The 23,585-nt window shown below is 71.9% G+C and carries 22 protein-coding genes and 1 pseudogene; 12 read left to right on the top strand and 11 right to left on the bottom strand.

Translation table 11 applies throughout. From position 1 onward, the window contains the following. Nucleotides 1–9 precede the first annotated feature (9 nt). Nucleotides 10–204: a hypothetical protein gene (locus E5082_RS11085; protein WP_030809112.1), complete on the top strand. Its 195-nt coding sequence runs from the start codon at nucleotides 10–12 to the stop codon at nucleotides 202–204. A 10-nt stretch (nucleotides 205–214) separates the two neighbouring features. Here E5082_RS11085 and E5082_RS11080 read toward each other — a convergent pair whose 3' ends face one another. From E5082_RS11080 to E5082_RS11045, 7 genes are all read right to left on the bottom strand, one after another. Next, nucleotides 215–577: a DUF779 domain-containing protein gene (locus E5082_RS11080; protein WP_373310016.1), complete on the bottom strand. Its 363-nt coding sequence runs from the start codon at nucleotides 575–577 to the stop codon at nucleotides 215–217. 147 nt (nucleotides 578–724) lie between these two features. Then, on the bottom strand, nucleotides 725–2,698 hold the full coding sequence (locus E5082_RS11075; protein WP_135791077.1) for an N-acetylmuramoyl-L-alanine amidase: 1,974 nt from the start codon (nucleotides 2,696–2,698) through the stop codon (nucleotides 725–727). A gap of 197 nt (nucleotides 2,699–2,895) precedes the next feature. Beyond that, complete coding sequence (locus tag E5082_RS11070; RefSeq protein WP_229918797.1) at nucleotides 2,896–4,446, bottom strand: M1 family metallopeptidase; 1,551 nt, start codon at nucleotides 4,444–4,446, stop codon at nucleotides 2,896–2,898. Between the two features lie 35 nt (nucleotides 4,447–4,481). Next, nucleotides 4,482–5,138 (bottom strand): M15 family metallopeptidase, encoded by a 657-nt coding sequence (locus tag E5082_RS11060; RefSeq protein ID WP_135791076.1) that lies wholly within the window; start codon nucleotides 5,136–5,138, stop codon nucleotides 4,482–4,484. Further along, nucleotides 5,135–6,169 (bottom strand): bifunctional GNAT family N-acetyltransferase/NUDIX hydrolase, encoded by a 1,035-nt coding sequence (locus tag E5082_RS11055; RefSeq protein WP_229918796.1) that lies wholly within the window; start codon nucleotides 6,167–6,169, stop codon nucleotides 5,135–5,137. The genes E5082_RS11060 and E5082_RS11055 overlap by 4 nt, the downstream gene beginning before the upstream one ends. Further along, entirely contained in the window at nucleotides 6,166–6,744 is a 579-nt protein-coding gene (locus tag E5082_RS11050; protein ID WP_135791075.1) for an NUDIX hydrolase, read from the bottom strand. The genes E5082_RS11055 and E5082_RS11050 overlap by 4 nt, the downstream gene beginning before the upstream one ends. Beyond that, nucleotides 6,741–8,030: an NUDIX hydrolase gene (locus E5082_RS11045; RefSeq protein WP_229918795.1), complete on the bottom strand. Its 1,290-nt coding sequence runs from the start codon at nucleotides 8,028–8,030 to the stop codon at nucleotides 6,741–6,743. The genes E5082_RS11050 and E5082_RS11045 overlap by 4 nt, the downstream gene beginning before the upstream one ends. A 414-nt stretch (nucleotides 8,031–8,444) precedes the next feature. Between E5082_RS11045 and kdpF the strand changes: the two genes are divergently transcribed. The 8 genes from kdpF to E5082_RS11005 all read left to right on the top strand — a co-directional run bounded on the left by kdpF (nucleotide 8,445) and on the right by E5082_RS11005 (nucleotide 17,336). Then, the gene (gene kdpF / locus E5082_RS11040) at nucleotides 8,445–8,534 is read left to right on the top strand and encodes a K(+)-transporting ATPase subunit F (RefSeq protein ID WP_135791073.1); all 90 of its coding nucleotides are present in this window, start codon (nucleotides 8,445–8,447) and stop codon (nucleotides 8,532–8,534) included. An 8-nt stretch (nucleotides 8,535–8,542) separates the two neighbouring features. After that, entirely contained in the window at nucleotides 8,543–10,204 is a 1,662-nt protein-coding gene (kdpA, locus tag E5082_RS11035; RefSeq protein WP_135791072.1) for a potassium-transporting ATPase subunit KdpA, read from the top strand. 53 nt (nucleotides 10,205–10,257) lie between these two features. Then, nucleotides 10,258–12,357 (top strand): potassium-transporting ATPase subunit KdpB, encoded by a 2,100-nt coding sequence (gene kdpB, locus E5082_RS11030; RefSeq protein ID WP_135791229.1) that lies wholly within the window; start codon nucleotides 10,258–10,260, stop codon nucleotides 12,355–12,357. A gap of 2 nt (nucleotides 12,358–12,359) precedes the next feature. Beyond that, nucleotides 12,360–13,028 (top strand): potassium-transporting ATPase subunit C, encoded by a 669-nt coding sequence (locus E5082_RS11025; protein WP_135791071.1) that lies wholly within the window; start codon nucleotides 12,360–12,362, stop codon nucleotides 13,026–13,028. A gap of 109 nt (nucleotides 13,029–13,137) precedes the next feature. Next, nucleotides 13,138–13,824, top strand: coding sequence for a response regulator (locus tag E5082_RS11020; RefSeq protein WP_135791070.1), 687 nt, complete (start codon nucleotides 13,138–13,140; stop codon nucleotides 13,822–13,824). A gap of 164 nt (nucleotides 13,825–13,988) precedes the next feature. Continuing rightward, nucleotides 13,989–15,212: a PP2C family protein-serine/threonine phosphatase gene (locus E5082_RS11015; RefSeq protein WP_135791069.1), complete on the top strand. Its 1,224-nt coding sequence runs from the start codon at nucleotides 13,989–13,991 to the stop codon at nucleotides 15,210–15,212. Nucleotides 15,213–15,351: 139 nt separating this feature from the next. Then, nucleotides 15,352–16,893, top strand: a complete 1,542-nt coding sequence (locus E5082_RS11010) for a sensor histidine kinase (protein ID WP_135791228.1) — start codon at nucleotides 15,352–15,354, stop codon at nucleotides 16,891–16,893. Beyond that, complete coding sequence (locus tag E5082_RS11005; protein WP_086690552.1) at nucleotides 16,890–17,336, top strand: response regulator; 447 nt, start codon at nucleotides 16,890–16,892, stop codon at nucleotides 17,334–17,336. The genes E5082_RS11010 and E5082_RS11005 overlap by 4 nt, the downstream gene beginning before the upstream one ends. Nucleotides 17,337–17,391: 55 nt before the next feature. On the opposite strand, the gene E5082_RS11000 is transcribed toward E5082_RS11005, so the two are convergent. Both E5082_RS11000 and E5082_RS10995 read right to left on the bottom strand, forming a co-directional pair. After that, nucleotides 17,392–19,050 carry a DEAD/DEAH box helicase gene (locus E5082_RS11000; RefSeq protein ID WP_135791068.1) on the bottom strand — a complete coding sequence of 553 codons (1,659 nt, stop codon included), beginning with the start codon at nucleotides 19,048–19,050 and terminating at the stop codon, nucleotides 17,392–17,394. An 87-nt stretch (nucleotides 19,051–19,137) separates the two neighbouring features. Beyond that, on the bottom strand, nucleotides 19,138–19,341 hold the full coding sequence (locus E5082_RS10995; protein WP_007502648.1) for a cold-shock protein: 204 nt from the start codon (nucleotides 19,339–19,341) through the stop codon (nucleotides 19,138–19,140). Between the two features lie 278 nt (nucleotides 19,342–19,619). Here E5082_RS10995 and E5082_RS10990 point away from each other — a divergent pair, with 278 nt between their 5' ends. The 3 genes and pseudogenes from E5082_RS10990 to E5082_RS10980 all read left to right on the top strand — a co-directional run bounded on the left by E5082_RS10990 (nucleotide 19,620) and on the right by E5082_RS10980 (nucleotide 21,209). Further along, the gene (locus E5082_RS10990) at nucleotides 19,620–19,967 is read left to right on the top strand and encodes a DUF1330 domain-containing protein (protein WP_135791067.1); all 348 of its coding nucleotides are present in this window, start codon (nucleotides 19,620–19,622) and stop codon (nucleotides 19,965–19,967) included. Between the two features lie 315 nt (nucleotides 19,968–20,282). Further along, a pseudogene (locus E5082_RS10985) lies at nucleotides 20,283–20,552 on the top strand (STM4011 family radical SAM protein); the annotation flags it as partial. Between the two features lie 105 nt (nucleotides 20,553–20,657). Continuing rightward, nucleotides 20,658–21,209, top strand: coding sequence for a type 1 glutamine amidotransferase domain-containing protein (locus E5082_RS10980; RefSeq protein ID WP_135791066.1), 552 nt, complete (start codon nucleotides 20,658–20,660; stop codon nucleotides 21,207–21,209). A 30-nt stretch (nucleotides 21,210–21,239) separates the two neighbouring features. Here the strand turns inward: E5082_RS10980 and E5082_RS10975 are convergent, their stop codons facing one another. Next, on the bottom strand, nucleotides 21,240–22,871 hold the full coding sequence (locus tag E5082_RS10975; protein ID WP_135791065.1) for a phytoene desaturase family protein: 1,632 nt from the start codon (nucleotides 22,869–22,871) through the stop codon (nucleotides 21,240–21,242). Beyond that, nucleotides 22,864–23,331 carry an SRPBCC family protein gene (locus E5082_RS10970; protein ID WP_135791064.1) on the bottom strand — a complete coding sequence of 156 codons (468 nt, stop codon included), beginning with the start codon at nucleotides 23,329–23,331 and terminating at the stop codon, nucleotides 22,864–22,866. The genes E5082_RS10975 and E5082_RS10970 overlap by 8 nt, the downstream gene beginning before the upstream one ends. Between the last annotated feature and the right edge of the window lie 254 nt (nucleotides 23,332–23,585).

Genomic DNA, 23,585 nt, shown 5'->3' with positions numbered 1-23,585 from the left:
GAGGTTCCGATGGCTGTTTCCATCTCAGTGGTGCTGCTGCTCCTGATCCTGGCGGTGGTCTTCATGCGCAACGGCGCGCTGAAGATCTCCCACGCCCTGGTCTGCATGCTGCTCGGCTTCTACCTGGCCAGCACCAGCATGGCCCCCACCATCAGCAGCGGCCTCACGGCGACCGCGGACCTGGTGAGCGGACTACGGCCGTGAGGCGCGACCGTCAGCTGCCGATCACGCGCGAGCGGATCAGGAAGCGGACGCCTTCGGGGGCTTCCAGCGAGAAGCCGCCTCCGCGGCCGGGGACGACGTCGACGATGAGGCGGGTGTGGCTCCAGAGGTCGTGCTGGGACTTGGACATCCAGAAGCCCACCGGTTCCGGGACGCCGTCCAGGACCAGTTCGGCGAGGAGGACGTCGGAGGCGCCGGTGCGGAACTCGCCCTCGGGGTAGCACATGGGGGCGCTGCCGTCGCAGCAGCCGCCCGACTGGTGGAACATCAGCGGACCGTGCCGCTCGCGCAGCCTCCGCACCAGTGCGGCCGCCTCGGGCGTGAACTCGACGCGCTGACTCTCTTGCGTTTCCACGATCACCGTCCAGGAAGAGCGGAGCGTCCGGCACCCCCAGTCTGGGCGCTCACCGGAAGCCAGTCCAGCGGTCGGCGACGACCCGCGCAAGCGGCCGGGGCCGGACCTCCGCGGTCCGGCCCCGGCCGCGGTGGGTCAGCTCCCGGCCTACGGCTTGGCCGGTTTCGGCGCACCGGCGGCCGCCGGAGGCTCCTTCACGTCCACGTCGCTCGCCCGCACATAGGCGAGCCGGTGGTCGAGCTGGATCTCGTAGTACTCCTCCTGCCCCTTCACCACCGGCGCCGGGGTCTCGGCGAAGGAGGACCGGTCGACGTAGGTGCCGTGCACGACGGACTGCGTCACATACCGCTGACCCTCCTCGATCGTGTACGGCAGCGGCGTCTCCTGCTGCTCTTCCATCCCCTCCGGGTACGCCGACTCCTCCGGGAGCGCCCGTCCGAACACCGGGATCTCGTGGAGTCCTTCCTTCGGCGTGACGGTCCGGGCCCGCTCGCCCACGGCGGTCGGCTGGTTCTTCGGGTTCTTGAACCACGCCTTGTGGCCCTGGAACCAGATCGCCGTCCAGTCGCCCTGCCGCCCGGCCACCGCGAACATCTGGCCCGCCGACACCCGCGATCCCAGGTCGTTGACGTCCACCGTGGTGTCGTCGCCGTCCGGCTTGCGGCCCGGGTCCTGGATCAGCCCGGAGTCCTCGCTCGGCTCGGTGTGCAGCCGGACCGCGCTGGAACCGTGCGGCGCGCACTTCTCGCCGCTCTCCACGCACCCGGTGAACACCGGCTTGTGCTTGGCGTACTCCGGAAGGATCATCACCGTGTCGCTGTCCGGCCCGGCCTTCGCCTTCAGCGGTGCGCCCAGCAGGTCGAAGTAGTGCCGCCAGTCCCAGAACGGGCCCGGGTCGTCGTGCATGTCCGGGATGGCGCCCTCGGTCGGCGCCGGCACGTTGTCGTGGCCGAAGATGTGCTGACGGTCCAGCGGGATATCGTACTTCTTCGTCAGGTACTTCACCAGCCGGGCGGAGGAACGGTACATCTGCTCCGTGTACCAGGCGTCAGGCTGCCGCAGGAAGCCCTCGTGCTCGATGCCGATCGAGCGGCCGTTCACGAACTGGCTGCCCGAGTGCCAGGCGGCGTCCTTGGTCTTGACGTGCTGGGTGACACTGCCGTCGCTGGACCGGATCGAGTAGTGCCAGGACGCCTCCGTCGGGTCCTGGACGGTCAGCAGCATCGAGGCCAGCGGCGCCTCGGTGTCATGGATGACGATGTACTCGATCCGCTGGTCCTCGGGCCGGTCGGCCAGGTCGTGGTTGCCGTACGCGTCGTCGTCGAGCCGTACGTACGGCGCGCTCAGCCAGGAACACGACAGTTCCGCCGGGCACTCCACGTTCTTCGAGCGGGCCGCGCCCGCCGCCCCGGCCTTCGGGCGCACCCGGGGACTCGCGGCCAGGACGACGTGCTGACCCGCGTCCGTGACGCGGTTCGCGCCCTTCCTGATGATGTCGAAGACATCGTTGGCATAGGCCGCCGCCGAGCCCGCGTCATTGGAGCCCGGGAAGCGCGAGACCGCCTCCCACCAGTCGGCGGGGTCGGTGCTGAGCGGCTTGCCGAGCTGCTTCTGCGCCGCCGCGAGCAGGGCAGCGCCGCCACGCACGTTGGCGGCGTCGTCGGTGCGCAGCCGCTCCACCGGGAGACCGACCAGATCGGCCGCCCGCCGCAGGTCGGCGGAGCGCCGGGCCTCCTCGGCGGCGTTCTGCGCCGGGGACGGGCTGGCCTTCCGCACCTTCGGGTGGGGCGTCACATGGTGCGGCGGGGTGGCGGCCGGCGGCCCGGCGGAGTCCACCAGGTGCATCGGCCCGTAGCCGCCGATGACGCTGGGCGCGCCCTGGTGGGAGTCCCACCGGGACTGGAGGTAGGACACCCCCATCAGGACGCTGCGGGGGACGTGGAACTCCTCCGCCGCGGCGGTGTAGTCGTCCTGGAGGCGATGGTCGTCGGGGCCGCCGGAGTCGTCCGAGCGGTCGATCAGCAGGGGCACCAGGAGCGCCGCCGACGCGGCGGTCACGCAGACGATCCGCCGATGCCCGCGCACGGCACTGGACAGGCGGGGGGCAACGCGCTTTCTCATACGGGTGGCTCCAACGAGGTTCGGCGTGGCCGGAACATGCGGCCAGGGCGCGAACCAGGGCGCGCCCCGCATGTCACCCCGCTCACGTTTCCTTGCCTCGCGCGCCGCGTCGCGCCGAGCGTCACTGGCGTGGACGAGCCCCCGCGCTCAGGCCACCCGGTCGGCGGCAGCCGACCCCGCCGGGTGGGGGCAGCCCTTCACCCCTCCTCCACCGGGTCCACCCGCCAGCCCGGCCGGCCCGGCATGGGCGGGGTGTGCGACCCGTACAGCCACGGGGTCAGAAAGCCCGTCAGGTCCTCGCCGGCCACCTTCGAGGCCAGCCTGACGAAGTCCCGGCTCCCGGCCACCCGCCCCTGATACGTCGTCACCCAGGCCCGCTCGACGCGCCCGAAGGTCTCCGCGCCGACCTTCTCCCGCAGGGCGTACAGCACGAGCGCCGAGCCGTCGTACCGCATCTGCCGGAACAGGCCCTCCTCGTGCGGCTCGGCGGGGGCGCCGTCGTCGTGCCGCCACTGGTCGTGCTGCTCGTAGGCCGAACGCATCATGTCCTCCAGGCTCGGACCGCCCCGCGAGTCGGCGTACAGCAGCTCGTAGAACCGGGCATGACCCTCACTCAGCCACAGGTCCGACCAGCGGCGGATCGCCACGCTGTCACCGGTCCAGTGGTGGGTCAGTTCGTGCACGAGATTGCGTTCCGCGGCGACCTGATCCCCGAGCAGGTCCGCGCTCGGCACCACCGAGAGGGACTGCGTCTCCAGCGCCACCGGCAGCTCGGTGTCGCCCACCAGCACGCCGTAGCGCCGGAAGGGGTACGGGCCGAGCCGCTGCTCCAGCCACGCGAGGTGGTCCGGGGTCAGCGCCCGGTACGCCTTCGTCTCCGCCACCAGCCCCGCCGGGACCACGTCGCGCAGCGGGAGCCCGTGCGGGCCGGTGCCGTCGACCACGTCGAACTTGCCGATGGCCAACTGGACCAACTGGGGGGCGACCGGATGCTCCGAGTCGTACGTCCAGCGGACCCGGCCGTCGCGCTGCGGGGCGCGGGTGACGAGCCGTCCGTTGGCCACCGCCGTCAGGCCTGGCGGGGTGGTGATGTGGAAGGTGAACGGCGCGCGCAGGCTCGGGTGGTCGTCCGCCGGGAAGATCATCCGGGCGCCGTTGGGCTGCGGGGACAGCACGGTGCCGTCCGCCGTCGGCACCCAGCCGTAGTCCTGGATCGCGTCGGTGCGGTGGCGCCGCTGGGTGGGGTCGGCGGTGTAGGTGACCTTCACGGTGAAGGCGCGGCCCCGCGTGAGCGGCTTCGCCGGGGTGACGACCAGTTCGTCGCCCTGGCGCGCCGTCTTCGCGGACGCGCCGTCGACGGTGACGCCGCGCAGGGTGTTGCCCGCGAAGTCGAGGTCGAAGCGGGAGAGGGCCTGGGTGGCGGTGGCCCTGATCGTGGTGGCTGCGGCGAAAGGGGTTTTCGGCGCCTGCCAGTCGAAGTCCAGGGTGTAGCGGCGGACCGTGTAGCCGCCGTTCCCGTCCCGCGGCATGAGGGGGTCGCCGATGCCGGGGGCGCCGGGGGAGGGGACGTCCGCCGGTCCGGGGGCGGGGTGGCCGGGGAGGGCGGCGGGGGAGCGGGGCTGGTCCTCGGAGAGGTCCAGCGCGAGGACGACGCCGCCCGTGATCCCGAGGACACAGGCCAGCGCCGGCACCGCGCGACGGCGGCCGCCGCCCCGCCGCGAGCCGTCCTTACGGGGCGTGAGAGTCATGGGGGCACTATGCCAGCGATGGGGCGATATGCGGCTTATATGGCTCCCGGTTCGGTGGGGCCGTAGAGCGCGGTCGGGTTGTTCGTCTGGAGCGCCCAGTAACGGTCGCCCCAGCTCCAGTGCCACCACTCCGTCGCGTAGTTGACCAGGCCGGCCTCGGACAGCACGGTGGCCAAGGTGTTCCGGTTGGCCGTGGCCTCGGCGCCGATGTTGGTGGCCGAGGTGTAACAGGCGCCCTCGCTCTCCACCGGGTCCGCGTTCATCCGGGTGCCCAGGTCCAGTTCGTTGCCGTCGGCGTCCACCAGGGTGAGGTCCACGGCGGCGCCCGCGCTGTGCGGGGCCATCTCCGGCGGGGAGACGAACCGGCTGGCCTCGTCCCGCACGCGGGCCGGGGACCAGCCGGGGTTGTCCCGGCCGAGCGCGGCGGCGTACTCCTCGAAGTACCGGCGCTGGAGGCCGGGCGGCCGGTACCCCTCGACGTACAGCAGCCGCATACCGTCCGGCAGGAGCGACTGGGCGTGCAGCAGGCGGTGCAGCACCCCTTGGCGCAGATACGCGAAGGCCCCCGAGGCGTCCGCCTTGCGCGGGTCGACCCGGAGGGCGCCGTGCGCCCGGACGTCGACCAGCGGCTCGCCGCACTCGCGCACCGGGACCGCCGCCACCCGCTGGTCCGACATCAGTACGACGCTCATTCCGTCCCCCAGTCCCAGGTGTCGAAGTAGGCGGCCACACCGGTGCGGCGGGCCTCCATCACCGCACTGAGCCGCGCGAAGTCCCGCGGCGGCATCAGCGGCCGCCACTCGGGAAGCGCCAGCACCCGCATCTCGTCGTGCTCACGCGGGTCCAGCACGATGTCCCGGAGCCGCGCCTCGTCCAGCCGCCCGCCGTCGAAGACGAGTCCCATCGTGCTGTACGGCCACTCGGCGCCCGGCAGCCCGTACACCGTGGCCAGCAGGCGGGGCGGGCTGTCGAGTTCGATGCCGGTCTCCTCCCGGCACTCCCGCACGGCCGTCTCCCAGGGCCGCTCACCGGGGTCCATGGTGCCGCCCACCAACTGCCAGGGGTGGGTCGCGCTGTAGACCCCGTGGAGCTGCACCGGCCGGTCGTGGACGTCGGTGAAGAGGACGCAGGCGAAACCGGTGGCCTTCATGACCGTCTCGGCGTACTGCTCCGGCGGGAGCCAGACATGGCCGGTCCTCTCGTCCACCCGCCCCCGGACCGCCGGCTCGGGCCATGTCATCCGCATGGGGGCCACGCTGCCGCAGAATCCCGAGGCACGGAAGAGCGCGCCCACGCCGGCGGGCGCGTCCGCCTCGACGGGCGCCACCCCCTCCGCCCGGAGCCGGTCGAGCAGCGCGGTCAGGGCCGACCTGGCGTGTCCCCGGCGGCGCCACGCGGGATGCGTGGCGACCGTGTGCATCCGCGCCGCCCTCCCGCCGGGGGACGCCGGTTCGGGCAGCGCCGGGTGGAGCAGCGCGAGGGCGCAGGAGACGAGGGCGCCGTCGGCGGCGTCGACGACACAGGCCCGCGCGTCGCCAGCGGGGGCCAGTCGGGCGGCCAGTTCGGCGCCGGAGCGGACGATCCACTCCTCAGGCAGCGGCTCGGCGAGGACGTGGGCGGACCTGAGCCGGACGATGCCCTCCGCGTCGGCGGGCGTGGCGAGCCGCGCCGCGTGCGCGGTGCCGGGGTGCTGGGGGCGGGTGTGCAGGGCCTCACTGCTCACGATGCGTCTCCAAGGGTTGGGGCGGGGCCGGGCCACCACTGGACGGGCAGGGGGCTGACGCCGGAAACGACCTGGAGCCGCTCGGCCGCAGGGTCGTGGGCGATCGGGTCGCCCGGCCGCTGGAAGTGCACGGCCAGGTGCTCCCCGGCCCGGTACGCGTCCAGGCCGGCCCGGCAGTACGCCACCGTCGCGGCGGGCAGCGCGTCCAGCGGGACCCAGGTCATGGCGTCGCAGACGTCCGGCTCCATGACCCGTGGCTCGCCCGCCCACCGCCGCACCTCGAAGAGGAAGCCGACGCGGGCCGAACCGCCGGGCGCGCGATGGTGGACGGTGACGGCCGCGCGCACGTCGGCCCGGTCGATGACGACCCCGGTCTCCTCGCGCGCCTCCCGGATCAGCGCGTCGACCACGTCCTCGTGCGGGCCGTCCAGGTGCCCGGAGGGCAGATGCCAGAGCCCGGCCGCGTACACCGCCCCGGCCCGGCGTGACACCAGCACCTCCGGGCCGTCGCCGGTTTCCCGACGCAGGATCAGATGCACGTCCACCGGCACGGTGTGCCGCCGCCGGCCGCTCATGCCGGGCACCAGCCCATCTCCGAGTAGGTACGGCCCGTCCGGATGCCGTCGATGGCCGTGCGGGCGTAGGGCACGAGGGGTTCCGGCAGCCCGTCCGGGTCCCACCAGCGCCAGGCGAGGCACTTGTCCGGCTCCCTGAGCCACGGTGTTCCGCCCAAGCGGCGTGCGCGGAACACCAGTTGCATGCGCGGCCGCGCGCTCGGTCCGTGCAGCACGTGCACCACATGGGCCAGCTCCAGGTCGGCGGGGTCGATCACCAGCCCGGCCTCCTCGTACGCCTCCCGCACCAGGCACGCGACGGCCGACTCCCGCTCGCAGTGTCCGGCCAGGAAGTGCCAGGTGGACCCCGCGAAGGCCGCGTCCGGGTGGCGCAGTCCGAGCAGGACGCGGCCGGCGTCGTCCTCGGCGTACAGATGGACGCCGACGATGTTCAGCTCCGTGCCGCCCGTCTCCGGTGCCCTCGCCGGGCGCGGGATCACCGGGGCCCGCACAGCCGGGCCCGCCGCGTGGCGCAGGATGAGGTCACGCGTGCCGGTACTCAGCCGCAGCCGGTGCAGCATGTCCGGGCGGAACCAGCGCAGCAGCACCCCCTCCGCCAGCCCCACCCCGTCCGGATCGCCGGTCCAGCGGCCCGAGAAGACCTGCACGGGCACGCACAGCCCGTCGGTACCCGTGGCCTCCTCGACGGCGTACGGCTCCAGGCAGGCCGGGTCGAGACCCGGTACTTCTTCGGCCAGTTCGCGTCGGAGGGTGTCCTCCAGTGTGCGGTCCCCCGGCTCCCGGCCGCCGCCGAGCAGGGCGAAGGCACCCGGCTCCCAGATGCCCGGGATGTTGTCGCGCAGGTGGAGGAGGTAGCGGCCGTCACCGTCGTGGATCAGGGCCGAGGCGTTCACCGGAGTCGGTCTTCCGTCCAGGTTCAGGGCGCGCAACTTGGCTCCCAGGGAGCCTGAGTCGAGCTGCTCGACCGGTAACCAGTCGGCCTCCAGGGGTTCTGGCAGCTCGCGGGCCAGGCAGAGGGCGAAGGTGAACTCGTAGTGGGCCGGTCCGACTGCCTCGACATGGACCGGAGCGGTCAGCAGCTCCGGGGTCAGGCACAGGTCACCCGGTGCGAGCCCGGTCCGCTCGGTCACCGCCCGCAGCGCGGCTTCCAGCAAGGTGCGGTCGTCCGCCCCGGCGGGCGCACCGGGCAACTCGGCAGGTTCCCGTGTCCGCAGGACGCGCCCCTCGCGGTCGACGACGAGCGCGCGGCAGATGAGCTGGGCGGAACCGGGGGCGAACGTACTCATGTCGTCGATCTCCTCCATCCGAGCGGGAAGTGAACTGGTGCTCTAAAAACGCGCCGGACACCGGCCTTGTCACGGTCTCGGCCAGGCAATTTCCGGAACGCGTGTTCCCATCCCCCGCTCGGCCCGGCGCGCCAAGGGCCGTCGTTTCCAAACTCGTTCGATCGAGGGAAGCGCACCCTCATCGCCGCGCTCCGCCGCGCGCCCCCCGTCAGAGACCCGTCAAGGCCGCACCTCTGCCCGTATGAGAGGCGTCAACGCGGGGCCCCGACCCCTTGGAGCGGGGGTTTCCTCGAAGCGTTCCCCTTTCGAACCCCGTCTGTTCAGGAGTCCCAAGATGGCCGACCTGGCCTTTGTCGTCACCGTGCTCGCGGCCTTCGCGCTGGTGGCACTCGTCGCCAAGGGGGTGACGAAGCTGTGACCGCCGAGAACGTCGTCGGCCTGGTCGTGGCCGTCGCCCTGCTGGGCCATCTCGTCCTCGCCCTGATCTTCCCGGAGAGGTTCTGAGAGCAGACATGGGTTCCGTACTCGCGGGAGTGCTCCAGCTCCTCGCCCTCATCGGCGCGCTGGCCCTCGTCCACGCGCCCGCCGGCGGCTACCTGGCCAAGGTGTACTCCTCGCGCCGTCATCTGCGTGCCGAGCGCTGGATCTACCGGGCCATCGGCGCCGACCCCGACACCGAGATGCGCTGGCCGGCGTATCTGCGCGGGGTGCTCGCCTTCTCCGTGGCCGGTGTCCTCTTCCTCTACCTGCTCCAGCGGCTCCAAGGGGTGCTGCCAGGCTCGCTGGGGTTCTCCCCGGTGAACCCGGCGCAGTCCTTCAACACCGCCGTCTCCTTCGTCACCAACACCAACTGGCAGTCGTACTACGGCGAACAGACCATGGGCCATGTCGTGCAGACCGCGGGGCTCGCGGTGCAGAACTTCGTGTCCGCCGCCGTGGGCATGGCCGTCGCGGTCGCCCTGGTGCGCGGCTTCGCCCGGTCCCGCTCCGGCGAACTGGGCAACTTCTGGGCCGACCTGGTGCGCGGCACGCTGCGCGTCCTGGTCCCGGCCGCGGTGCTCGGCGCGCTGGTCCTGGTCGCGTGCGGCGTCATACAGAACTTCTCCGGCATCCATGAGGTCGGCCAGTTCCCGGGGGGCACCCAGCAGTGGAACGGCGGCGCGGTCGCCTCCCAGGAGGCCATCAAGGAGCTGGGCACCAACGGCGGCGGCTACTTCAACGCCAACAGCGCCCACCCCTTCGAGAACCCCACCCCCTTCTCCAACCTGTTCGAGATCTTCCTGATCCTCGTCATCCCGTTCTCGCTGACCCGCACCTTCGGCCTGATGGTCGGCAGCGTCCGGCAGGGCTACGCGATCCTCGCCGCCATGGCCGCCATCTGGCTCGCTTTCACCGCCCTGATGACGGCGGCCGAGTTCAGCCACCACGGCCCGGCGCTCCAGGCCGCGGGCGGCGCCATGGAGGGCAAGGAGGTCCGCTTCGGCGTCGGCGGCTCCGCGCTCTTCGCCGTGTCCACCACGCTCACCTCCACCGGCGCCGTGGACTCCTTCCACTCCTCCTACACCGGGCTCGGCGGCGGTGTCGCCATGCTCGGGATGATGCTGGGCGAGATCGCGCCCGGCGGCACCGGCTCCGGGCTGTACGGCATGCTGATCATGGCCGTGATCGCGGTGTTCCTCGCCGGTCTGATGGTCGGCCGCACCCCCGAGTACCTGGGCAAGAAGATCGGCGCACGCGAGATGAAGCTCGCCGCCTGCTACATCCTGGTCACCCCCGCACTGGTCCTCGTCCTCACCGCGGCCTCGCTGGCCCTGCCGACCCCGCCGCACTCCATGCTCAATCCGGGCGCGCACGGCTTCTCCGAGGTCCTGTACGCCTACACCTCCGCCGCCAACAACAACGGCTCGGCCTTCGCCGGGCTGAACGCCGACACCGACTGGTTCAACACCACGACCGGGCTCGCCATGCTGCTCGGCCGCTTCCTGCCCATGGTGTTCGTCCTCGCGCTGGCCGGCTCGCTCGCCGCCCAGCGGCCCGTCCCCGAGAGCGCGGGCACCCTGCGCACCGGAAAACCGCTGTTCGCGGGCCTGCTGGTCGGGGCGATCCTCATCATCACCGGCCTGACCTACTTCCCGGCGCTGGCGCTGGGACCGCTCGCGGAGGGGCTGTCATGACCCATCCCCGTACCGACGCGCCGACCCCCCGTACCCACGACCCTGAGGCCGCCATGTCCACACTCACTCCCACCCGCGCGCCGCAGGATGAGGCGGCGGCCGGGGTTCCGTCCGGCGGGGGGCGGGTCGGTGCGGGCCTCTTCGATCCCCGGCAGTTGCTGAGATCGCTGCCCGACGCCTTCCGCAAGCTCGATCCGCGGGTCATGGTCAAGTCGCCCGTGATGTTCGTGGTGTGGGTCGGCTCCGTGCTGACCACGGCCTTCTCCCTCACCGACCCCACCGACTGGTTCGGCTGGACGATCAGCGTCTGGCTGTGGCTGACCGTGCTGTTCGCCAACCTCGCGGAGGCGGTGGCCGAGGGCCGGGGCAAGGCGCAGGCCGACACCCTCCGCAAGGCCCGGGCGGACACCGTGGCCCGCAGGCTGACCGGAACCGCCGAGGAGCATGTCTCCGGCACCGAGCTGCGCGTCGGTGACCTGGTCGTCTGCGAGGCGGGTGATGTGATCCCCGGCGACGGTGATGTCGTGGAGGGCGTCGCCTCGGTGGACGAGTCCGCGATCACGGGTGAGTCGGCGCCGGTCATCCGGGAGTCCGGGGGCGACCGGAGTGCTGTCACGGGTGGCACCAAGGTGCTCTCCGACCGGGTCGTCGTCCGGATCACCACCCGGCCGGGGGAGACCTTCATCGACCGGATGATCGGACTGGTGGAGGGGGCGGCCCGGCAGCGCACGCCCAACGAGATCGCGCTGAACATCCTGCTGGCCTCGCTCACCCTCGTCTTCCTGCTGGCCTGCGCCACGCTGCCGCCGTTCGCCGCCTACGCCGGCACCCATCTCACGATGGTCGTGCTGGTCGCCCTGCTGGTGTGCCTGATCCCCACCACCATCGGCGCCCTGCTCTCCGCCATCGGTATCGCCGGGATGGACCGCCTGGTCCAGCGCAATGTGCTGGCCATGTCGGGCCGGGCCGTGGAGGCGGCCGGTGACGTCTCGACCCTGCTGCTGGACAAGACCGGCACCATCACCCTCGGCAACCGCCGGGCCGCCGAGTTCCTGCCGGTGGGCGGCGCGAGCGAGGTCGAACTCGCCGACGCCGCCCAGCTCTCCTCGCTGGCCGACGAGACCCCCGAGGGCCGTTCCGTCGTCGTCCTGGCCAAGGAGGCGTACGGCCTGCGCGAGCGCCACCAGGGCGAGCTGGCCGGTGCCGAGTGGGTCGCGTTCACCGCGCAGACCCGGATGTCCGGCGTGGACGTGGACGGGCGCAGTGTCCGCAAGGGCGCGGCCGCCTCGGTGCTGCGCTGGGTGCGTGAGCAGGGCGGCACGGTCGCCGACGACACGGAAGCCGCCGCCGACCGGATCTCCCGCGCGGGCGGCACCCCGCTGCTGGTCGCCGTACGGGACGCTCGGGGTGCCCGCGTACTCGGTGTCGTCCACCTCAAGGACGTCGTCAAGGACGGCATGCGGGAACGGTTCGCCGAGCTACGCCGGATGGGCATCCGGACCGTCATGATCACCGGGGACAACCCGCTGACCGCCAGGGCCATCGCGGAGGAGGCGGGCGTCGACGACTTCCTCGCGGAGGCCACCCCCGAGGACAAGATGGCCCTCATCAAGCGGGAGCAGGCGGGCGGCAAGCTCGTCGCCATGACCGGGGACGGCACCAACGACGCCCCCGCGCTGGCCCAGGCGGACGTGGGCGTGGCCATGAACACCGGCACGTCGGCCGCCAAGGAGGCCGGCAACATGGTCGACCTGGACTCCGACCCGACCAAGCTCATCGAGATCGTCGGGATCGGCAAACAGCTCCTCATCACGAGGGGCGCGCTGACCACGTTCTCCATCGCCAACGACGTGGCCAAGTACTTCGCGATCATCCCGGCGCTGTTCGCCGCCGTGTATCCGGGGCTCGACCGGCTGAACATCATGCGGCTGGCCTCGCCCGACTCGGCGATCCTCTCGGCCGTCGTCTTCAACGCGCTGATCATCATCGCGCTGGTCCCGCTCTCCCTGCGCGGGGTGCGGTACCGGCCGGTGAGCGCCGACCGCCTGCTGCGGCGCAACCTCGCCGTCTACGGCCTCGGCGGACTCGTCGCGCCCTTCGCCGGCATCAAACTCATCGACCTGCTCCTCTCCTTGATCCCCGGGATCGGCTGACCATGAACACCTCCCTCACCGGCAAGATCCGGTCCCTGGGCGCGGGCCTGGGCGCCCTGCTCATCCTCACCCTCGTCACCGGCGTCCTCTATCCCCTCGCCGTGACCGGCGTGGCCCAGCTCCTCCTCCCCGGCCGGGCGGGCGGCTCCGAGATCCGGGCGGACGGACGAGTCGTCGGCTCCTCACTCATCGCGCAGTCGTACACACTTCCGCTGAGGAAGGGCCAGGAGACGGCGCCGCCGGACCTCAGGTGGTTCCAGGGGCGTCCGGCGGCGGGGCTCGGCACCAACACCGAGAACACCCGCTACCACCTGCTGCTGTCCGGTGCCACCAATCTCGCCGCCGACAACAAGGTGCTGGTGCGGCGAGTGGAGGCCGCCAAGGCCGCCGTCGTCCGCGACAACTCCGTGCCCGGCCGTCCGGTGCACCCGGCCGACGTCCCCGCCGACGCGGTCACCTCCTCCGGCTCCGGCCTCGACCCGGACATCTCCCCGGAGTACGCCCGGCTCCAGACGAACCGCGTCGCCGCCCGGAACCACCTGCCCGTGCCCGAGGTGGCCCGGCTCGTCCACGACCACACCGAGGGGCGCACCCTGGGCTTCCTGGGCGAGCCCCGCGTCAACGTGCTGGAGCTGAACATCGCCCTCGAGGAACTGGCGGCCCGGCGCTGAACCGCCTCAGCGGTGTCCGGAAGCCGCACCTGGACCGCCGACTCCCGCCCCGATGCCGTAGGTTGCTGCCGTCGGTCCACCGAGGCGTACGACAGGAGGGCGCGCGTCCATGACACGGGTGCTCGTGGTGGAGGACGACCCGCAGCTCGTACGGGCCCTCGTGATCAATCTCCAGGCCCGCCGGTACGCCGTCGACGCGGCCCCGGACGGCGCCACCGCGCTCCGGCTCGCGGCCGACCGCGGGCCGGACGTGGTCGTGCTCGACCTCGGCCTGCCCGACATGGACGGCGCCGACGTCATACGGTCCCTGCGCGGCGGCCGGAGCCGGGTGCCGATCCTCGTCCTCTCCGCCCGCCAGGCGTCCGAGGAGAAGGTCGCCGCGCTGGACGCCGGGGCCGACGACTACGTCACCAAGCCGTTCAGCATGGACGAGCTGCTGGCCCGGCTCCGCGCCGCCGTCCGCCGCACCGAGGCCGGCCGGGCGGCCCCGGAGACCAGCCTGGTGCGGACGGCGGACTTCACCCTGGACCTCACCGCCAAGAAGGCCGTGCGCGACGGCCGTGACATCCGCCTCACCCCGACCGAGTGGCATCTGCTGGAGATCCTTGTCACCAGCCCCGGCCGTCTGGTGAGCCAGAAACACCTGCTGCGCGAGGTCTGGGGGGCTTCCCTGAGCGACCGGACGAACTATCTGCGCGTCTACATGGCCCAGCTCCGCCGCAAGCTGGAGGCGGACCCCGCCCACCCGCGCTACCTGATCACGGAGCCCGGCATGGGCTACCGTTTCGAGGGCTGAACCCTCATCGAGGGAAACCATGCCCTCGCGTTCGAGTCCGGACGGGTGAATGATGTCACTCGGACTGGTCACGCCCGGATCTTCGCACTGAGTATGCTCGTCCAATGTTGTCGGTCGACAACTTATGGCGACGGGCGGCATGAGCGGAGCGGAAGGGCGGGACCATGGTGACGTCGCGGGCTGATGCCGATGAGCTGAGGCCGGTGACCGCGGACGGGATCGACGCGGACTGGGACGAGCGACGGCCGTCCGTGCTCCTGGTGGAGGACGACGCCGGCGACGCGCTGCTGGTCGAGGAACTGGTCGCCGACAGTGCCCTGGAGATGCGGCTGCGCTGGGTGCGCACGATGGCCGAGGCCGCCGGGGTGCTCGCCACCGAGCGCCCGGACTGCGTCCTGCTCGACCTGCACCTGCCGGACGCGAGCGGCCTCGAAGCGGTCTCCCTGGTCAAGGCGCACGCCGATCCGGTGGCCATCGTCGTCCTCACCGGCCTCGCCGAGGAGCAGACCGGCCTCGCCGCGGTGACCGCCGGCGCCCAGGACTACCTCGTCAAGGGCCGCGTCGAACCCGAACTCTTCGGCCGCGCCGTCCGCTACGCGATCCAGCGCAAGCAGGCCGAGCAGTCCGCGGTGGAGCTCCAGGCCAGCCTGATGCAGGCCCAGGAGAACGCCCGCCTGGAACGCGGCCTGCTGCCCCGCCCGCTCCTGCGCGCCGACGGAGTCCAGGTCGTCGCCCGCTACCGCCCCGGCCGCGCCCAGGCCCTTCTGGGGGGCGACTTCTACGACATCGTGCAGAGCGGGGACGGCACCGTGCACGCCCTGGTCGGGGACGTCTCCGGGCACGGCCCGGACGAGGCCGCCCTCGGTGTCGCCCTGCGGATAGCCTGGCGAACACTGGTCCTCAGCGGCATCACCGGCGTCGAGCAGGTGGCCCGCCTGGAGGAGATCCTGGTCGCCGAGCGCGCCCGCGACGAGGTCTTCGCCACCCTGGTCAGCCTGTCCGCCGTACCCGGCGAGCACCGGGCCACCGTGGTGCGGGCCGGCCACCACGGGCTGCTCCGGCGCGGCGCCCGGGAAGTGGACTGGATCGAGGTGCCGGGCGGTCCCGCGCTGGGCCTCATTCCCGGTGGCGCCCGCTGGCCCACCGCGGAACTGCCGGTGCCGCCGGGAGCCTCCGTCGTCCTCTTCACCGACGGTCTCTTCGAAGGGCACGTCAGCCGGGGCCCGCAGCGCCTCGGCGAGGAGGGGCTGCTCGAACTCGCCCGCGAGGCGGCCGCACTGGCGCCCGACGAGTTCGTGGACCGGCTCATCGGCGAGGCCGAGGGGCTGGCCGAGGAACAGGGCGGGCTCGCGGACGACGTCGCCGTCGTCCATGTGAGCTGGAACTGAGAAACGTGAGACGAGGGAAACGAGTGGGACGCGTGAGTGACGAGTCGGTACGGAGCACACGGTGAAGAACCTCGCGGACAAACCGTGGACCGGGCGCCGCCTGACCGTGCAGGGCTGGTTCTACCTCGTGCTGTCGCTCATGAGCCTCCTGGTGCTGCTCGGCACCGTGGTGGGCGCCAGCCTCCTCAACCGCACGGCCGTGGCGACCGACTCCCTGCTGCGGGGCGTACAGCCCGCCCAGACCGAGGCGTACCGGCTCCAGTCCGCCATGGTCAATCAGGAGACCGGCATCCGGGGCTACGCCATCACCGCCGACAAGCGCTTCCTCAAGCCCTACACCGAGGGCAAGAAGAGCGAGTCGGAGTCCGCGGCGCGGCTGCGCCGTCTGGTCGCCGACCAGCCCGAGCTGCGTGACGACCTGACCGCGGTGGAGCGCCAGGCGGCCCAGTGGCGTCTCAGCTACGCCGAACCGCTCGTCGCCTCCGTCACCCCCGGCAAGCCGAAGTCCGTCGACCTGCGGACGGTGGAGAACGGCAAGGAGGACTTCGACAAGCTGCGGAAGAGCTGGGCCGACCAGAACGCGCACCTGGCCCGCGTGGTCCGGGACGGCAACGCCCACATCGCCCACGAGCGCACCCTGCGCAACTCCGTGCTCGCCGCCATGGTCGCCGCGTTCCTGCTGACCGGCGTCGCGCTCGCCGTCCTCGTGCGCATGCTCGTCACCCAGCCCCTGCAGCGGCTGCGCACCGCGTCCCGCCGGGTCGCGGGCGGCGACTTCGACCACGTCATCGAAGGCGGCGGACCGGCCGACCTGATCGCCGTGGCCCACGACGTCGAGGAGATGCGCAAGCGGATCGTGTCCGACCTGGACGCCTCCCACGCCCAGCAGCGCATCCTCACCACCCAGGCCGCCGACCTGGACGCCCAGGCGGTCGAACTGCGCCGCTCCAACGTGGAGCTGGAACAGTTCGCCTACGTCGCCTCCCACGACCTCCAGGAACCGCTGCGCAAGGTCGCCTCCTTCTGCCAGCTCCTGGAGAAGCGGTACTACGACAAGCTGGACGACCGCGGGCGGCAGTACATCGACTTCGCGGTGGACGGCGCCAAGCGCATGCAGGTGCTCATCAACGACCTGCTCACCTTCTCCCGCGTCGGCCGGCTCACCGACGACCGCGTGCCCGTCGGCCTGGAAAAGGCGCTGGAGAAGGCGATGCTGAACCTCGACGCGGCCGTGGAGGAGTCCGGCGCCCGCGTCGAACGGCCCCAGGAGATGCCCGAGGTGGTGGGCGACCCGACCCTGTTCACCATGCTCTGGCAGAACCTGATCGGCAACGCCCTCAAGTTCCGCCACCCCGACCGCGCCCCGCAGGTCACCCTCACCTGCGAGCCCGACCCGGACGAAGCCGGCAGCGTGCGGCTGAGTGTCTCGGACAACGGCATCGGCATCCCCGGCGAGTTCGCCGACAAGGTCTTCGTCATCTTCCAGCGACTGCACAGCCGGGACGCCTACGGTGGTACCGGGATCGGCCTGGCCCTCTGCAAGAAGATCGTCGAACATCACGGTGGCCGGATCTGGCTGGACACCGAGTACACCGGCGGCACCCGGTTCCGCTTCACCCTGCCCGTGGCGACCGCCCCGGACGAGACCAGCACCCACTGCGAGGAAAAGGCCCTCACATGACGACTCCCGACGGCACCCCGATCGATGTCCTCCTGGTGGAGGACGACCCCGGTGACGAGCTGATGACCCGGGAAGCGTTCGAGGACAACAAGATCGGCAACACGCTGCACGTGGTCCGCGACGGCGAGGAGGCGCTCGACTTCCTCTACCGGCGCGGCGACCACACCGGCGCGCCCCGGCCCGACCTCATCCTGCTCGACCTCAACCTGCCCAAGTACGACGGGCGTCAGGTGCTGGAGCGCATCAAGTCCGACCAGGACCTCGCGGACATCCCGGTGGTCGTCCTCACCACCTCGGCGGCCGAGGAGGACATCCTCCGCAGCTACAGGCTGCACGCCAACGCGTACGTCACCAAGCCGGTCGACCTCGACCAGTTCATCGCCGCCGTCCGCCAGATCGACGACTTCTTCGTCCAGGTGGTCCGCCTGCCCCGGCGGAGGTGAGCCCGGAACACGAAACACCCCCCGACCGGCCCGGTCGGGGGGTGTTCTGTTTCGCTCAGCTCGCGGCCGGGCGGCGGCCGCCACGGCGGTCGGAGCCGCCCGTGCCCGTCGTGCGCTCACCCGGTGCCCTGCGGGCGGTGCCGCGCGCGCCCGCCTTGCCGGGAGCCCCGCCACCGGCGGTCCGGCGACCGGAGGCGCCCCCGCCCTTGGCGCCCTCGGCGCTCGTACGGCGGCCACCGGACGCACCGGCGCTCGCCGTGCCCGGCTTGGACCGGCCCTCGGGCTTGCGGCCCTGGCCGCCGGTGCCTTCGCCGGCACCGGCCGGACGGCGGCGCCGGCTGGAACGGCCGGCGCCCTCGGCACCGGCACCGGGCCGGCGGGCCGGACGCGCCTTCGGGGGCGTGGGCTCCGGCGTGGCGATGACCACGGCCACACCGGAGGGCTCGCGGGCGCCCGTGATGGTGACCAGCTCGGGGGCGCTGGAGGTGACGCGGGCGGTCTTCGGGCGGATGCCGGCGGCCGACATGAGCTGGTTGACCTCCCGCTTCTGCTCGGGGAGCACCAGCGTGACCACGCTGCCGGAACCACCCGCGCGGGCGGTGCGGCCGCCGCGGTGGAGGTAGTCCTTGTGGTCGGTCGGCGGGTCGACGTTCACGACGAGGTCGAGGTCGTCGATGTGTATACCGCGCGCCGCGACGTTGGTCGCCACCAGCGCGGTGATCTCGCCGGTCTTGAACTGCTCCAGGGCGCGGTTGCGCTGCGGCTGGGAGCGGCCGCCGTGCAGGGCGGCGGCGCGGACACCGACCGAGAGCAGGCGCTTGGCGAGCCGGTCGGCGGAGCGCTTGGTGTCCAGGAAGAGGATGACCCGGCCGTCACGGGCCGCGATGCGCGTGGTGACGGCCTTCTTGTCGGTCTCGTCCTGGAGGTGGAGCAGGTGGTGCTCCATCGTGGTGACCGCACCGGCGGACGGGTCCACCGAGTGCACCACGGGGTCGGTGAGGAACCGCTGCACCAGCTTGTCGATGTTCCGGTCCAGGGTGGCCGAGAACAGCATCCGCTGGCCGTTGGGGCGCACCTGCTGGATCAGCCTGGTGATCTGCGGCAGGAAGCCCATGTCGGTCATCTGGTCGGCCTCGTCCAGCACCGTGATGCCGACGTCGTGCAGCACGCAGTCGCCGCGCTCCACCAGGTCGTTCAGTCGGCCGGGGCTCGCCACCAGCACCTCGACACCGCGCCGGAGCGTGGCGGCCTGCTTGGTGATCGACAGGCCGCCGACCACGGTGGCCATCCGGAGGTTGACCGCCGTTGCGTAGGGCGTCAGCGCGTCGGTCACCTGCTGGGCCAGCTCGCGGGTGGGCACCAGGATCAGGGAGAGGGGCGCCTTGGGCTCGGCGCGCCGGCCTGCCGTCCGGGCGAGGAGGGCGAGGCCGAAGGCGAGGGTCTTGCCGGAGCCGGTGCGGCCACGGCCCAGGAGGTCCCGGCCGGCCAGCGAGTTGGGCAGTGTGGCGGCCTGGATGGGGAAGGGGGTGGTCACCCCTTGCGCGGTGAGCGTCTTCAGCAGTGCCGCGGGCATGTCGAGGTCGGCGAACTCAGCGACGGCGGGCAGTGCGGGCGTCGTGCTCTCCGGCAGGCGGAATTCCTGGGGAGCCTGGGGAGCAGACGAGGGCCGGGACGGCGACGAGCCGCGGTTCGGCTTCTGATACCTGCGGGGCATGCGGTTACTGCCTTCCTCAACACAGCACAAACCGGGGTCCGCACCATGACGGTGCGGACCCCGGTGAGCGGAATACGCGTCCCGCAATCAGGCGGGAACGATGTTCTCGGCCTGCGGGCCCTTCTGGCCCTGCGTGACGTCGAAGCTGACCCGCTGGCCCTCCTGGAGCTCACGGAAGCCCTGGGTCGCGATGTTCGAGTAGTGGGCGAAGACGTCCGGACCGCCACCGTCCTGCTCGATGAAGCCGAAACCCTTTTCAGAGTTGAACCACTTGACGGTTCCCTGTGCCATGACTTTCTCCTTCTGATGGCAGAGGCCCCATCCGGAAGATGCCGGAAAACAAAATGCGCCCAAAGAGAAAACATTTCCCGTCAGGCGCACATAAAGTTCATGGGTACCACAACTGCAACAAGAGAAAGACTAGCACACGTGCCGCTCGGCGGCGGGGGTGGCTCTCGCGCCCCGGCGTGTCTGAGTCGATCTTCCGACGCGCCATCGACGCCGGTCGGCGAGGGTGGCAGCATCGCGGGGTACGGAGATCCGACGATCATCGACGCCGTGGAGGAACCATGCCCGCCTACGCCGTAGCCCATCTCCGCGAGGCCGCGCCGCACCCCGAGATCGCGGAGTACATCGAGCGCATCACCGCCACGTTCGAGCCGTACGGCGGCCGCTTCCTCGTCCACGGCACCCAGCACGAGGTCAAGGAGGGGGAGTGGGCCGGGCATGTCGTGATCATCGGGTTCCCGGGGATCACCGAGGCGCGGACCTGGTGGGACTCGCCCGCCTATCAGGAGATCGCCCCACTGCGCTCCCGGCACATCGCGGGCGACATCATCCTGGTCGACGGGGTGCCCGAGGGCTACGACCCGGCCACCACCGCGAAGAGGCTGCGTGAGGCGCTGGCCGACGAGTAGTCGTCCACGTCCGTGACCGGTTGCCAGTGCGAGTCGGCAGAACTTCCCGCGTACGCCGGGGACCGCACACGTTCGCGCCCGTCGCACGTGGGGAGCAGCCCGCATGACCACCGGTCACCACGTGGAGGAGCTGTACGGCCTCCCCGTTTTCGCCTTTCCCGGCCCCGGCGCGAAGACCGGGCTGCCGAGCCGGACGCCGTCGCGTGGCGGGTCGCCGGGGACGTGTGCGACGCGGAGGAGGAGGGGGAGGACGTCTTCGCCCGCACTGTGGCTCGGCGACTCGATGTACGGCGCCGACACCACGGTGTCCGGCGCCGGCACCCGCACGCCAGCGCCGGGCTGCCGCGCCGTACCGGTGAGTCCGTCATCCCGGTGGACGGCGACGGTACGGTCCGCCGCCGCCACTTCGTCCCCGCCGCATTCGACAACCTCTACGACGGGCTCCTACCGGGCCGCGCTCCGCCCCGCCCCTGCCCGCTGACCAGCTGCGACTGCCACATCGGCTACGTCCATCCGGAGACCCTGCCGCTGTACGACGTGTTCGCGGGCGGGGTGCTCGAAAGGATTCCGGCCGCCGTCGAATGAATCGGGGCCAAAGGGGCAGCCGGTGCAGGTAAGACCGGCACCGGACGCCGCCACGGAGCGACTTCCGCACCGGGAAGCAGGGGGAGACGGGAGGAGTACGAATCCATGGCTCTCGACGGCAAGAGCGTCCTCGTTCTCACGACGAACTACGGGACGGAACAAGACGAACTGGAGAAGCCGGTGGCGGCCCTGCGCGACGCGGGTGCCCGCGTCGTGATCGCGGCTCAGAAGCAGGAGGCCATCGCCACCCTCGTCCTCGACAAGGATCCCGGCGACAAGGTCGAGCCGGACACCACGCTCGCGGAGGCGACGTCGGACGGCTACGACGCGGTGGTGGTCCCCGGCGGCACCATCAACGCCGACCAGTTGCGCATCGACGAGGACGCACAGCGCCTGGTCACCGCGTTCGCACGGGAGGGCAAGCCGGTGGCGTCGGTCTGCCACGGCCCCTGGCTGCTGGTGAACAGCGAACTCACCGAGGGCCGCGACATGACCTCCTACCAGACGCTGATGGAAGACCTGGTCAACGCGGGCGCCAACTGGACGGACCAGGAGGTCGTGGTCGACACCGGGGGCGGCCACACCCTGATCACCTCCCGCCACCCCGGTGATCTCGACGCCTTCTCCTCCGCGATCATCCGCACCCTGGAGGGCTGAACCCTTCAGGGCCCGCCCGGAGCGGGGCGGTCAGCGGTTCCCCACCGCGGCCGCCCCGCTTCCGCGCGTCAGGGTCCGCTGCACCAGGGACATCACGTCCGCGAAGGAGCGGCGGATACCCAGCGCGGCCCGCGCCGCGTTGGCACCGGGGGCACCGTGCACCCCGCCGCCGGGGTGCGCGGAGGAGGAGGCGAGGTACAGCCCCCGGACCGGTGTCTCCGGGCGGCCGGTGCCCGGGATCGGCCGGAACACCGCCTGCTGGTGCAGGGAGGTGGTGCCGCCGTTGAGGGCGCCCACGCTGAGGTTGGCGTCCATGGACTGGAGCGTGAGCGGCGACAGCACGCGCCGGCTCAGAATCCGGGCGCGGAAACCGGGCGCGAACTGCTCGATCCGCTGCTCCATCCGGTCCGCCATGATCTCCCGCTCGGCCGCGTCCCAGGAGCCGGTGAGCCCGGCGTCCCCGGCGTCGCCGCGCACCTCGCGGGGCAGATGGGTGTAGGCCCACGCGGACTCGGTGCCCGCGGGCGACCGGGTCGGGTCGGCCGTGGTCATCTGCCCGACCAGCAGGAACGGGTTGTCGGGGATCCGCCCCATGGCGATCTGGGCGGCGAACCGGGTGAGGTCGTCCACGCTGTCCGCCAGATGCACGGTGCCCGCTCCGGCCGCCGCCCCGGCCCGCCACGGGATGGTGGAGTCCAGCGCCCAGTCGACCTTGAAGGTGGCGAAGTCCCACTGGAAGCGCCGCATGTCCTGAAGGACCTGCGAGGGCAGGTGCTCGGGCGCGACCAGTTGGCCGTAGAGGACGGGCGCGGAGACGTCCGCCAGCACGGCGCGCCGGGCCGGGACCGTGTCACCGGCGGCCGTACGGACCGCGACGGCCCGGCCGCGCTCGACCACGATCTCCGTCACCGGCTCCCCGCAGCGGATCACGCCGCCCCGCCGCCGAAGCCGGCCGACCAGCGCGTCCGTGAGGCCGACCGCGCCGCCCACCGGCACGGGAAAGCCGAACCGCTGGCCGAGCATCGACATGATCCACCCGAAGCCGCCGCTCATCGCCGACTCCGGGCCCAGGTCCGCGTGCAGGGCGTTGCCCGCGAGCAGCAGCCTGGCTCCCTCGCCGTCGAACTCCTCCTCGCCCAGGCGGCGCACCGGCAGCAGCATGGAGCGGGCGAGGCGCAGGGCGCCGCCCCCGCGCAGCTTCAGACCGAGCCCGGCGAGCGCCCGGACCGGCGGCATCGTGGTGAACAGGGCCTGGAGGAGGTCGTAGCCGACCCGGTCCCAGGTCGCGTACTGGGCGCGCCAGGCGTGGCCGTCCCCGGGGCAGAGTTTCTCCAGGACCTCGGCGGTGACGTCCACATCCCGGTCGATCACCGCGCAGCGGTCGTCGGCCAGCGGGTGGGCCAGGACGTGCGGGGCGTGCGTCCAGCGCAGCCCATGGTCCTCCAGCCGGAGTCCGTCGATCACCGGGGAGGCGGCGGCCAGGGGGTAGAAGGAGCTGAAGACGTCGTTGACGAAGTCGGGGTGGACCCCGCGGTCGCTGTACACGGCGCCGCCGGGCCGGTCCTGGGCCTCCAGCACCTCCACGTTCCAGCCCTGGTCGGCGAGCAGGTTGGCCGCGACCAGACCGTTCGGCCCGGAGCCGATGACCACCGCGTCACTCATGGTCCGCCTCCTCGGCGCCGGGGGGCCGGGGACTCAGCCGCTCGACGAGCTTGGCCAGCCGGCCCAGCATGTCCCGGTGCCGGAGCTGGATCACGGCGTCGAGCACGACGTTGTGCAGCTTGCCGCCCAGCCCGCTCAGCGGATGCTCGTCCACGATGACGAGGGAGTCGCCGCCCCAGTCGCGCACGTCGATGGCGATGCGCGCGTTGCCGAACGGCGCCCTGGCCTCCAGCTCCAGACACCGCGGCGGCTCGTAGCGGCGCACCACGGTGTAGCCGTCGACGCGGCACGGGCCGAGCTTGATGTTGTAGGCGAGGGACGAGCCCAGCTCGGGCCAGTTGCCCTCACGGGGTGCCGTCTCGTGGGTGCCCACGACCCAGTCCGCGTAGCAGGAAGGCTCTTCGAGCACCTTCCAGACGGCGGCCGGCGGACGCCGGATGAGCTGGTACCGGATGGCCACGGTTTCCTCCTTCGCGCAACATCCGGCGCGGGCCGGAAAAGCCCGCGCACTGCCGCACGAGTAACCCGGTGACCACGGATCACGCGTTCCCGCCCCGAACGGGTGACGTGAGCGCCCGTCGGAGCGGCAGGGCGGTCCGGCGGAAAGGAGGCATAAAAGAAGCATAAAGATTGCCGGATTCTGGCAATGAAATGACCAAGGCGCTGTGTGAACATTCCGCCAAGCCGGGGATCAGCGACGGGCGGAAGGGGGAC

This window comes from Streptomyces griseoluteus, from assembly GCF_004784465.1.
GTDB classification, from domain to species: Bacteria; Actinomycetota; Actinomycetes; order Streptomycetales; family Streptomycetaceae; genus Streptomyces; species Streptomyces griseoluteus.
The sequence above is the reverse complement of the archived record's forward strand: the minus strand, read 5'-3'. Positions and strand labels throughout refer to the sequence as shown.